We start from the raw sequence: 11,587 nt of genomic DNA, 5'->3' as shown, positions 1-11,587 counted from the left end.
CGAACTCACGAATGTCTTCGAAGCTGCGATAGGTGGAAACGAAGCGGATATCAGCTTGCCCACCCGATACCATCACTTTTCCAGCTTGGCGATCTCTTCGCCAAATTCGCGAATGTCTTCGAAGCTGCGATAGACGGAGGCGAAGCGGATGTAGGCCACCTTGTCGAGGGTCTTGAGCTCGTCCATCACCAGGTTGCCCACCAGCTGGGAGGCCACCTCCCGCTCACCGGTGGCGCGCAGGCGGGACTTGATGTGGTTGACCCCCTTCTCGATGGCTTCCATGCTCACCGGGCGTTTTTCCAGTGCCCGCAAGATGCCGCCCCGCAGCTTGTCTTCGTTGAAGGGCTCGCGAGAACCATTGGACTTGATGATGCGCGGCATCACCAGCTCGGCCATCTCGAAGGTGGTGAACCGCTCGTGGCAGAGCAAACACTCGCGGCGACGACGCACCTGATGGCCTTCTGCCACCAGACGGGAATCGATCACCTTGGTATCAACGGCGCTACAGAAAGGGCAATGCATCGGACCTCCGGCGCAAACAAACAGGGCACCTGCCACAAGGGGTCAGGATCTTGGTCAGCCAGTGTAACACGGCCACCCAAAACCGGTAAAAGCCCAGAAAAAACAATGCCACCCCAGGGTGGCATCGGGCTCGCTACGGCGGCGCCAATCAGTCGTCATAGGGCAAGGAGTCGGGATCCCGCCCCACATGGTCGGGCGCCGGATCCAGCACAAACTGTACGGCATCGATATGGGTGTGGCCCTGCATCAAGGCCTTGCTCACCCTGTGCATGCCATCCATGACCCGTCCCGCACTGTCCAGAATGATGGGATAGGCGAGATCGGCGGCCAGCATCAGCTGACAGTGCTCTATGATGCTGCGCACCGTGGGCCGGATGTTCCCATGCCCGTACCAGTGCTCGGAATCCAATTCGACAAGCTGTGCCAGCGGCACAGCTTGAACCGGCAGCCCGCGGCTCAGCCGCACCAGTCGGCGCACATCCCACGCCAGCAACCCCTCGGGCGCCGGGCGAAAGTGGTACTGGGCACGGATGGAGAGGATCGACTCCTCATCGCTGGCATGGGACATGGAACCTCCTCTGTCTGCCTATGACGCTCGGCCCATGGCGGCACCGAGACCCAAAAAACAATGCCACCCGAGGGTGGCATTGGTCTCACATCGGCACAACCGACTTATCAGGCATAGACCGGGAAGCGGCGGCAGATGTCCAGCACCTGCTCACGCACGTTGGCCAGCACTTCGTCGTTGGCAGGGTTGTCCAACACGTCACAGATCCAGCCAGCCAGCTGCTTGCTCTCGGCTTCCTTGAAACCGCGGCGGGTGATGGCCGGGGTACCCAGGCGCACGCCGGAGGTCACGAACGGGGAGCGCGGATCGTTGGGCACCGAGTTCTTGTTGACCGTGATGTTGGCCTTGCCAAGGGCCGCATCGGCCTCTTTGCCGGTCAGCTCGCGACCAATCAGGTCCACCAGCATCAGGTGGTTGTCGGTACCGCCGGAGACGATCTTGTAACCGCGGGCCAAGAACACCTCGACCATGGCCTTGGCGTTCTTGACGACCTGGGCCTGGTAGGTCTTGAATTCCGGCTCAAGCGCTTCCTTGAAGGCCACGGCCTTGCCGGCGATGACATGCATCAGCGGGCCGCCCTGGCCGCCCGGGAAGACGGCGGAGTTCAGCTTCTTGTACAGATCTTCGTCATCGGCGGCGGAGAGGATCAGACCACCACGGGGACCGGCCAGGGTCTTGTGGGTGGTGGAGGTGACCACGTGGGCGTGGGGCACCGGGTTCGGGTAGACGCCAGCGGCGATCAGACCCGCCACGTGGGCCATGTCGACGAACAGCCAGGCACCGATCTTGTCGGCGATTTCGCGCATGCGCGCCCAGTCGACCACACCGGAGAAAGCGGAGAAGCCGCCGATCATCATCTTCGGCTTGTGCTCAACCGCCAGACGCTCCATCTCCTCGTAGTCGATCTTGCCGGACTCATCGATGCCGTAAGGAATGATGTTGTACAGCTTGCCGGAGAAGTTCACCGGGGAACCGTGGGTCAGGTGACCGCCGTGGGCCAGGTTCATCCCCAGCACGGTGTCGCCCGGCTGCAGCAGGGCCATGTAGACGGCGCTGTTGGCCTGGGAGCCGGAGTGCGGCTGCACGTTGGCGTAAGTGGCACCAAACAGTTCCTTGGCGCGTTCGATGGCCAGGGTCTCGACCACATCGACGTATTCGCAACCACCGTAGTAACGCTTGGCCGGATAGCCTTCGGCGTACTTGTTGGTCAGCTGGGAGCCTTGGGCTTCCATGACGCGGGGGCTGGTGTAGTTCTCAGACGCGATCAGCTCGATATGTTCTTCCTGACGACGGGTTTCGTCTGTGATGGCCTGCCACAGCTCGGGATCGTAGCCGGCGATGGTCATGTCACGTTTCAACATCCGTTTATCTCCTGAAAATCGTTTGCGCGATAGATGAAGTGGGCCCGCGCATTGTAACCGGAGCGGGATCAAAGAGACAGTCCGACCACCCAAAAAAATGTTGAATCCATGTTATAAAATGCAAAGTAATTTAGGTCGGCGACGCCATTTCCCCTGCCAGCCCGTCGTGCCACTCCCCCACCGCCGCCGCAAATTGTGGCGCTGGCGCCCCCGTTTCAGACCCGCCCGTCTCCAGTTTTACGAAGTGTTCGGCAAACAACACCAGCGCGATCAACTGCCGGACCTCGGCTGGCCGAGCAGGGCCAGATCGGTATCCAGCCCCCCTGAGCGAACCCGACGACGCCCGCTCCGATGGCGGCTTCCGCCCCGTCTAGCGGGTCGGCACGGCGGCGGTCGCTCCCTGAGTCAAAATCCGAAGCGGATCACAACCGGGGCCGACCCGCTCTTGTAACATATTCATTCGAATCGAATTTTGATTGAATACTGGGCACACCGACACGGGGAACATCGCGATGGATCATCTGCTGACCTTCATCATCCTGGTTGCTTTCTTTCTGTTCTACTGGGTCTACTACACCCATCAACGCAAGCGCGTCCCGAGCACCCACTGGGAGGAGCTGCCCACCCGGGCCCAATACCTGGCGGCCCATCCGGACGCGGTGGACGGCAAGATAGTGTTCTGCTGCCACTGCGGTCACCACAAGCAGCTGGAGGTCGGTCTGGTCCATCTGGCCGACTTTCGGCGCGAGTGGGCCTGCGCCAAGTGCAAGCGGGTCCTGTTTCGCGCGAAGGACGACTAACATGGCCTGAGCCACCAACCCAATACGAGGAAGAGAGATGAGGATGCTACACGCCAGTTGCCTGTGCGGGGCCGTCGGCCTGAGCCTGCCGGATCGATTCGACTACATGGGCAACTGCTATTGCAGCGAGTGCCGCAAGTTTTCGGGGTCGGATTACGCCTCGGTCGGCGGGCTGGACGGGGACAAGGTGACCATAGTGCGGGGAGCCGAGGCCATCGCCCGCTTCCAGAAGTCGGCGGAGACCTCCCTCGCCTTCTGCCGTCACTGCGGCTCCAGCCTGTTCAGCCAGAAGCACAGCAGCGGCAAGATCAACCTGCGACTCGGCGTGCTCGATGATGTGCCGAGCCAGCAACCGGCCTTTCACATCTTCGTCGGCTCCAAGGCGCCCTGGCACCAGATCGGAGACGACTGCCCGCAGTTCGAGAGCCGGCCACCGGCCTGATCCCGTCTGCGCTTCGATGTTCTGGGACAAGCGCCCTGGTGGCCCAGACCACCAGGGCCCACACCAGGCTATCGAGCAATTCCAGGGCCAGGCGCCAGCAGTCCCCCACCGGTATCGGCGCACCGGCATCGACCCCATGCTCCCGACACTGTGAGCGGTGCCGGTCAAAACCGCCCCTTGAGTTTCCTTTATTTTTAAAGTCGTTAGAATCGGGGGCCATCCAGGCTCCCGATTGTCATCCACGGAGGAAAAATGCAGGAATTTATGGCTACCAGCGAACGCCGGGCCGAACTCTACTGGTGGTTTTCCACCCTGTTTGCCGCCGAGCTCAACGATGATCAGATCGCCGAGTATGACAGCTACGATGTGCGCAGCTTCCTGAAGAGTCTCTCCACGCTGGATCCCATGCGCGACGCCGTGGCCGAGCTCAACGACGCCATCGCCCGCCTGCTGGTGCGCCCGGATCGCCAGCGGGAGCTGGCCGCCGACTTCGCCGCTCTGTTCCTGGTCGATCCCACGCAGGGGGCCCTGCCCTACGAGTCCCTCTATCGGGGCGATGTCAGGCTGCTGATGCAGGCGCCCATGACCGAGATGCAGGCTCGCCTGCAGCGGCTGGGCATAGACGTCAGCGACAAGTACAAGGAGCCTGCCGATCACCTGGCCATCGAGCTGGACCTGATGGGCAGTCTCATCATCCGCGCCGCCGAGGCCAGCACCGCGGTCGAGCGAGCGCAGTGGCTGCAGGAGCAGGAGGCGCTGCTGCATCAACACCTGCTCGGCTGGTTTGCCGACTTCGAGCAGGCCTGCCGCAAGGCCGACCGGTTTGGCTTCTACGGCGCCAGTGCCCGCCTGCTGGGGGTCTTCCTCGGCATGGATGCCAACTACCTCAACCTTATCAAGCCAGCGCAAGCCGCCGACTGATCGGATGAAGAGGGCCCTGCTGCTCATGATCTGCCGGCGCTCGATGCCATGAAGACGGCCCTGCTGTTGATCGCCTGCTGGCTGCTCACCTTTATTCCGATGGACCAGGGCTTGCTTCCCTTGGCGGCCCTGTTGTTCAACCCGGACAGGGAGCTCTACGGCGCCGCCCAGCTCACCGGCTTCGCCGGCATACTGCTGACCCTCTATCTCGCCAACCTGGGGGTGGAGGTCGTGCTGCGCCGCCGCTTCCAGATAGCTGGCATGCTCACCCTGCTGGTGGCCTGGGCAGATTTCATCAACTGCAGCGGCAGCACCGCCCACTGGCTGCTGTTACTCGCCCTCGCCTTGCCTTTTCACCTGCTGGGTCTGCTGGTACTGGTGCGTGGCATCCAGGCATTCGGTCGCCAGAAAGGCTGACATCCCCTTGATTTGACTCCATTCCCTGGCTTGCTTTCCCTCCGGTGACTTCCTGCCATACTGACTCTCAGCAGTAAATGACAACAACATCAATTCAGGAGCCTCCATGGCAAAAGCGCTACCCGAATCGGTTCAGGATCCCTGCCTCCCGCAGCTGTCCCTCCATGAATTGCAGCAGTTATTCGATCTAGCGCCGTTTGGCATAGGGGTATTCGATCGTGAGCTCAGATGCCGCAGCGTCAATGGGACCTTCGCCGAGATCCATGGCCTTCCCCTGGCGGAACTGCTCGGCAAGAGCCTGCTCGAGATAAACCCCGGTTTCGCTCCCCTGCAGACGCCCCCCATCACTCAGGCGCTACCGCACTCCTCACTGATCCTGAAGGGGAGCAACCCCCTCCATCCGGCGTGGTCGCGATACTGGCAGGCCAGTTGCAGCCCCATGCTGGATGCCAGAGGTGCCCCGGAGAGCCTCCTCGTCACCATGCGCAACATCGACCAGGAGGCCGTCTACCGCAGCCAGGAAGCGCGGCTGCAGCAAGCCGAGGCCCGACTCCAGCACCTCGCCTACCATGATCCCCTCACCGATCTCGGCAATCGCCGCCTGTTGCAGGAGCGGCTCGCGCTGGAGCTAGAGGCAGCCAGGCTCAACCAGCACCAGCTTGCCCTGCTGTTCATCGATCTCGACGGCTTCAAGCTGATCAACGACAACCTGGGGCACGACGCCGGGGATCAACTGCTCAAGCAGCTGGCCCGGCGCATCCGCCATCGCCTGCGCCCCGACGATCTGGCCACCCGGCTCGGCGGGGACGAGTTTCTGCTGCTGATCCCCGGGGTCGAGCAGCCACAGCGCCTGGTGGCCCTGGCCGAGCAACTGCTGCTCAGCCTGCACGAGCCGGTCGAGCTGGGGCAGGAGCAGGTGGCCGTCTCGGCCAGCATCGGCATAGCGCTCTACCCGGATCATGGCCAGAGCGCGGACGCCCTCATCAGCGCGGCCGACAGCGCCATGCACGAGGCGAAGCGCCAGGGCCATAACGGCCATCTGTTCTACTCCCCCGCCATGGCCGAGCAGCGCAGGGAGCGCATGCTGCTGGAGCAGGGGCTGATCAAGGCCATGGCCCAGCAGCAGTTTCGCCTGCTGTATCAACCCATGACGGATCTGGCCAGCGATCGGCTCAGTGGGCTGGAGGCCCTGGTGCGCTGGCAGCACCCGAGCGAGGGCGTCATATCCCCCGCCCGCTTCATCCCGGTGGCGGAGGAGTGCGGCCTGATAGAGCGGCTCGGCGAGTGGGTGATGCGCACCGCCTGTCAGCAGGGTCAGCGCTGGCTGGCGAACGGCCTCTCGGTGCCCCGCCTGTCCGTCAATGTGTCGGTCAGGGAGATGCGTGCCCTCGACTATGTGGAGCGGGTGGCCGCCATCCTGGCGGAGACCGGCTTCCCGCCGGCGTTGCTGGAGCTAGAAGTGACCGAGAGCATCATCCAGAGCGTGGATCAGAGCCTGCAGCTGTTTACCCGTCTCAAGGCGCTGGGGGTGCAGATCGCCATCGATGATTTCGGCACCGGCTTCTCCTCCCTCAGCCTGCTGAAAAGCCTGCCCATCGATCGCATCAAGATAGACAGGACCTTCGTCCAGGCCCTGCCCGATGACAAGCACAGCCGGGAGCTGTGCCGCACCATAGTCCATCTGGCGGACAGTCTCGGCATGGCGGTCACCGCCGAAGGCATCGAGACCCAATCCCAGCGCCAGTTCTTGCAGTCACTGCGCTGCGAGGAGGGGCAGGGCTATCTGTTCAGCCACCCGCTGTCAAAGTCCCACCTGGCCAGCAAGCTGGCCCCAGACGGCGGCCTCCGCTGCTAGCTCCCCCATGGCGCGAAAAAGGGAGCCCCTGGCTCCCTTTCTGCTGTCATCCCCAGTGCCCAGGGGCCCCTCACCGCATCCTCTCGTCGCTATCCAAAAGTCTAATTGCCCTCACACACCAAAGGTATAAGTTGTTATCTAATCATGACGAGAATGTATTCAAAGGAGTGACAGATGAGCGAGCACAAGGTCTACCCGGTCAAGGCCCACATCAGCAAGGGCGCCCTGCTGGACAAGGCGGGTTATGAGGCCATGTACCAGGCGTCGGTACAGGATCCGGACGCCTTCTGGGGGGAGCAGGGCAAGATCCTCGACTGGATGAAGCCCTACACCAGGGTCAAGAATACCTCCTACGATCCGGGCCACGTCGCCATCAAGTGGTATGAGGACGGCCTGCTCAACGTCTCGGCCAACTGCCTGGATCGCCATCTGGTGGAACGCGGCGACAAGGTGGCCATCATCTGGGAGGGGGACAACCCGGCCGAGGATCGCAAGCTGACCTACCGCGAGCTGCATGGCGAGGTGTGCAAGTTTGCCAATGTGCTCAAGGCGCAAGGGGTCAGGCGTGGCGACGTGGTCTGCCTCTATATGCCCATGGTGCCTGAGGCGGCCATCGCCATGCTGGCCTGTACCCGGGTCGGTGCCGTGCACAGCATCGTCTTCGGCGGCTTCTCGCCGGAGGCCCTGGCCGGCCGCATCATCGACTCCGGCTCCTCCGTCGTCATCACCGCCGACGAGGGGCTGCGTGGCGGTCGCCCCATCCCGCTCAAGAAGAACGTGGACGAGGCGCTCACCAACCCGGAGACCCGGATCAGCAAGGTGATCGTCCTCAAACGCACCGGCGGCAACGTCGCCTGGCACGGCCACAGGGACATCTGGTGGCACGACGCCATCGCCACGGCCAGCCCGGATTGCCCGCCCGAGGCGATGGGCGCCGAGGATCCGCTGTTCGTGCTCTACACCTCGGGCTCCACCGGCAAGCCGAAGGGGGTGCTGCACACCACCGGCGGCTACCTGGTCTATGCCGCCCTCACCTTCAAATACGTGTTCGACTATCACGAAGAAGACATCTACTGGTGTACCGCCGACGTGGGCTGGGTCACCGGCCACTCCTACCTGGTCTATGGCCCGCTCGCCAACGGCGCCACCACATTGATGTTCGAAGGGGTGCCGAACTACCCGGCCACCAACCGCATGAGCCAAGTGGTGGACAAGCACCAGGTCAGCATCCTCTATACCGCGCCGACCGCGATCCGCGCCCTGATGGCCAAGGGCAAGGAGGCGATCGAGGGTACCTCCCGCTCCAGCCTGCGCATCATGGGATCTGTGGGGGAACCCATCAACCCGGAAGCCTGGGAGTGGTACTACCGCACCATAGGCGACGAGCGCTGCCCCATCGTCGATACCTGGTGGCAGACCGAGACCGGCGGCATCCTGATCAGCCCGCTGCCCGGCGTGACCGATCTCAAGCCGGGCTCGGCCACCCGCCCCTTCTTCGGCGTGCAACCGGCGCTGGTGGACAATCTGGGCGAGCCGCTGGAGGGGGCCACCGAGGGCAACCTGGTGATCACCGACTCCTGGCCGGGCCAGATGCGCACCGTGTTCGGCGATCATGATCGCTTCGAGCAGACTTATTTCTCTACCTTCCCCGGTCGCTACTTCACCGGCGACGGCGCCCGTCGCGACGAGGATGGCTACTACTGGATCACCGGTCGGGTGGATGATGTACTGAACGTCTCGGGTCACCGCATGGGCACCGCCGAGATCGAATCGGCGCTGGTCGCCCATCCCAAGATCGCCGAGGCAGCGGTGGTGGGCGTTCCCCACGAGATCAAGGGCCAGGGCATCTATGCCTATGTCACCCTGATCGCCGGGGAAGAGCCGAGCCGCGAGCTGCATAAAGAGGTGAAGGAGTGGGTGCGCAAGGAGATAGGCGCCATCGCCACCCCGGACGTGATCCACTGGGCCGAGGGGCTGCCCAAGACCCGCTCCGGCAAGATCATGCGCCGCATCTTGCGCAAGATCGCCACGGGCGAGACCGACAGCCTGGGGGATATCTCCACCCTGGCGGATCCGGGTGTAGTCGACAAGCTCATCCGCGAGAAGTCCGAAGCGGCCTGACGCAGGTCCCTGCCCATGTCCACAAAGCCGGCCTTGCGCCGGCTTTGTCATCCCTGCCGCCCGCCTTTGCCGGCAGGCGCCGAAAAGCTCAAAAAACAGACAGATGTAGAGATTAGACCAGTAAAGTGCTGCTAATTTTCACGAAATCAATATAATTGCGAAATCTGTGTGCCAGTGCACACCGAATTGCGCAGAAAATGGCTAGATTTCTGGTCATCCGCAAGATAGCTGATAGATAGCAGCATTATCATCGAGGATGTACTCAATATGTCGCAACATCACCGAATTCTCCTGCTCAACGGTCCCAATCTGAATCTGCTGGGCAAGCGGGAACCGGGTATCTACGGCAGCAAGACGCTCGATGAGATCGTCGCCGATCTGCAGCTAAGCGCCAGCGAACTCGGTGTCACTCTGGATCACCTGCAATCCAACGCCGAACATGAATTGGTCGGCCGCATCCACCAGGCCATGGGCCAGGTGGATTTTATCATCATCAACCCGGCCGCCTTCACCCATACCAGCGTCGCCCTGCGCGACGCCCTGCTGGGTGTCGCCATTCCCTTCATCGAGGTGCACCTGTCAAACGTGCACGCCAGGGAGCCCTTCCGTCATCACTCTTATCTGTCTGATGTCGCCAAGGGGGTGATCTGTGGGCTGGGTGCCGATGGCTACCAATTCGCTTTAACCGCGGCCGTGCATCAGTTGCGCGCGGCTTGATAATCACTGATCAGATAAAGAAGAAAGAGAATGCTAATGGATATCCGCAAAATCAAGAAGCTGATTGAACTGGTTGAAGAGTCCGGCATCGCCGAGCTGGAAATCTCCGAAGGGGAAGAATCTGTTCGCATCAGCCGTAATTTCTCCGGCCAGGTTAGCGTTGCCCCGCAGATGATGATGCAGCAGGCGCCCATGCAACAGGTTGCCGCCCCTGCCGCTACAGCTGCAGCGGCCGCCGCTCCGGCTGCCGATACCACCCCGAGTGGTCATCTGATGCGCTCCCCCATGGTTGGCTCCTTCTATCGCTCCTCCAGCCCGGAAGCCAAGCCGTTCGTGGAAGTTGGTCAGCACGTCAATGTCGGCGATACCCTGTGCATCGTCGAAGCCATGAAAATGATGAACCAAATCGAGTCTGACAAGGCCGGTGTGATCAAAGCGATCCTGGCTGAAAATGGTCAGGCCGTCGAGTTTGACGAGCCACTGTTCATCATCGAATAAGGGAAGACGCCACCCATGTTGGACAAAGTAGTCATCGCCAACCGAGGTGAAATTGCCCTGCGGATCCTGCGCGCCTGCAAAGAGCTCGGGATCAAGACAGTGGCCGTTCACTCCACCGCCGATCGGGAGCTCAAACATGTGCTGCTGGCCGACGAAACCATCTGCATCGGCAAGCCTGCCAGTGGGGACTCCTACCTCAACGTGCCGGCCATCATCGCCGCCGCCGAGGTGACGGGTGCCGTCGCCATTCACCCTGGCTACGGCTTCCTCTCCGAGAACGCCGACTTCGCCGAAGTGGTCGAAAAATCAGGTTTCATCTTCATCGGCCCGCGCGCCGAGACCATTCGCCTGATGGGTGACAAGGTCTCCGCCATCGAGGCGATGAAGAAGGCGGGCGTGCCCTGCGTACCCGGCTCCGACGGCCCGGTGGACAACGATGCCAAGCGCAACGCCACCATCGCCAAGCGGATCGGTTACCCCGTGATCATCAAGGCCGCCGGTGGCGGTGGTGGTCGTGGCATGCGCGTGGTGCGCAATGAGGCCGAACTGGCCGCCGCCATCGCCCTGACCAAATCCGAAGCAGGCCAGTTCTTCAAGAACGACATGGTCTACATGGAGAAGTACCTGGAGAACCCGCGTCACATCGAGATCCAGATCTTGGCGGACGGTCAGGGCACCGCCCTCTACCTGGGTGAGCGGGACTGCTCCATGCAGCGCCGTCACCAGAAGGTGGTGGAAGAGGCGCCGGCTCCCGGCATCACCGAAGAGATGCGCAAGTTCATCGGTGAGCGCTGCGTGCGTGCCTGTCTCGAGATCGGCTACCGCGGTGCCGGTACCTTCGAGTTCCTGTACGAGAACGGCGAGTTCTACTTCATCGAGATGAACACCCGGATCCAGGTCGAGCACCCGGTCACCGAGATGGTCACCGGCGTGGATCTGATCAAGGAGCAGCTGCGCATCGCCGCCGGTCAGCCCCTGTCGATCACCCAGCAGGACATCCGCATCCGTGGCCATGCCATCGAATGCCGGATCAACGCCGAAGATCCGGCCACCTTCATGCCGTCTCCTGGCCTGATCCAGCGCTTCCATGCGCCGGGTGGTCTGGGCGTGCGTTGGGAGTCCCATATCTATGCGGGCTACAAGGTGCCGCCCTACTATGACTCCATGATCGGCAAGCTGATCTGTTACGGTGAGAACCGCGACATCGCCATCGCCCGCATGCGTCACTCCCTCGACGAGCTGGTGGTGGAAGGGATCAAGACCAACATCGCCCTGCAAAAAGAGATCATGAAGGACGAAAACTTCCAGCACGGTGGCACCAACATCCACTATCTGCACAAGAAGTTGGGTCTGTAAGAACCTCCC

At 62.1% G+C, this 11,587-nt stretch carries 12 protein-coding genes; 9 read left to right on the top strand and 3 right to left on the bottom strand.

Annotated features, from left to right (window positions below; genetic code table 11):
• Positions 1–72: 72 nt before the first annotated feature.
• The 3 genes from nrdR to glyA all read right to left on the bottom strand — a co-directional run bounded on the left by nrdR (position 73) and on the right by glyA (position 2,451).
• Positions 73–522: a transcriptional regulator NrdR gene (gene nrdR, locus AACW18_RS03200; RefSeq protein ID WP_042652812.1), complete on the bottom strand. Its 450-nt coding sequence runs from the start codon at positions 520–522 to the stop codon at positions 73–75.
• A 148-nt stretch (positions 523–670) separates the two neighbouring features.
• A complete protein-coding gene (locus tag AACW18_RS03195) occupies positions 671–1,090 on the bottom strand; it encodes a hypothetical protein (RefSeq protein ID WP_218387830.1) in 420 nt (139 codons plus the stop codon).
• A 107-nt stretch (positions 1,091–1,197) separates the two neighbouring features.
• Positions 1,198–2,451: a serine hydroxymethyltransferase gene (gene glyA / locus AACW18_RS03190; RefSeq protein WP_218387829.1), complete on the bottom strand. Its 1,254-nt coding sequence runs from the start codon at positions 2,449–2,451 to the stop codon at positions 1,198–1,200.
• Positions 2,452–2,963: 512 nt separating this feature from the next.
• Between glyA and AACW18_RS03185 the strand changes: the two genes are divergently transcribed.
• From AACW18_RS03185 to accC, 9 genes are all read left to right on the top strand, one after another.
• Positions 2,964–3,251 carry a hypothetical protein gene (locus AACW18_RS03185; RefSeq protein WP_042652816.1) on the top strand — a complete coding sequence of 96 codons (288 nt, stop codon included), beginning with the start codon at positions 2,964–2,966 and terminating at the stop codon, positions 3,249–3,251.
• A 37-nt stretch (positions 3,252–3,288) separates the two neighbouring features.
• The gene (locus AACW18_RS03180) at positions 3,289–3,693 is read left to right on the top strand and encodes a GFA family protein (RefSeq protein WP_218387828.1); all 405 of its coding nucleotides are present in this window, start codon (positions 3,289–3,291) and stop codon (positions 3,691–3,693) included.
• Positions 3,694–3,945: 252 nt separating this feature from the next.
• The gene (gene torD / locus AACW18_RS03175; protein WP_218387827.1) at positions 3,946–4,614 is read left to right on the top strand and encodes a molecular chaperone TorD; all 669 of its coding nucleotides are present in this window, start codon (positions 3,946–3,948) and stop codon (positions 4,612–4,614) included.
• A gap of 48 nt (positions 4,615–4,662) precedes the next feature.
• Positions 4,663–5,031, top strand: a complete 369-nt coding sequence (locus AACW18_RS03170) for a hypothetical protein (RefSeq protein ID WP_218387826.1) — start codon at positions 4,663–4,665, stop codon at positions 5,029–5,031.
• Between the two features lie 106 nt (positions 5,032–5,137).
• Positions 5,138–6,886 carry a sensor domain-containing protein gene (locus AACW18_RS03165; RefSeq protein ID WP_218387825.1) on the top strand — a complete coding sequence of 583 codons (1,749 nt, stop codon included), beginning with the start codon at positions 5,138–5,140 and terminating at the stop codon, positions 6,884–6,886.
• Positions 6,887–7,060: 174 nt separating this feature from the next.
• Complete coding sequence (acs, locus tag AACW18_RS03160) at positions 7,061–9,007, top strand: acetate--CoA ligase (RefSeq protein WP_218387824.1); 1,947 nt, start codon at positions 7,061–7,063, stop codon at positions 9,005–9,007.
• A 267-nt stretch (positions 9,008–9,274) separates the two neighbouring features.
• Positions 9,275–9,724 carry a type II 3-dehydroquinate dehydratase gene (gene aroQ, locus AACW18_RS03155; protein ID WP_218290539.1) on the top strand — a complete coding sequence of 150 codons (450 nt, stop codon included), beginning with the start codon at positions 9,275–9,277 and terminating at the stop codon, positions 9,722–9,724.
• A 36-nt stretch (positions 9,725–9,760) separates the two neighbouring features.
• A complete protein-coding gene (accB, locus tag AACW18_RS03150; RefSeq protein WP_042652823.1) occupies positions 9,761–10,222 on the top strand; it encodes an acetyl-CoA carboxylase biotin carboxyl carrier protein in 462 nt (153 codons plus the stop codon).
• Between the two features lie 15 nt (positions 10,223–10,237).
• Positions 10,238–11,578, top strand: coding sequence for an acetyl-CoA carboxylase biotin carboxylase subunit (gene accC, locus AACW18_RS03145; RefSeq protein ID WP_042652824.1), 1,341 nt, complete (start codon positions 10,238–10,240; stop codon positions 11,576–11,578).
• The last annotated feature ends 9 nt before the right edge of the window (positions 11,579–11,587 follow it).

Source organism: Aeromonas sp. sia0103, from assembly GCF_963895295.1.
GTDB lineage: Bacteria > Pseudomonadota > Gammaproteobacteria > Enterobacterales > Aeromonadaceae > Aeromonas > Aeromonas encheleia.
Note: the sequence above shows the minus strand (reverse complement) of the source record. Positions and strands in the feature narration are given on the sequence as shown.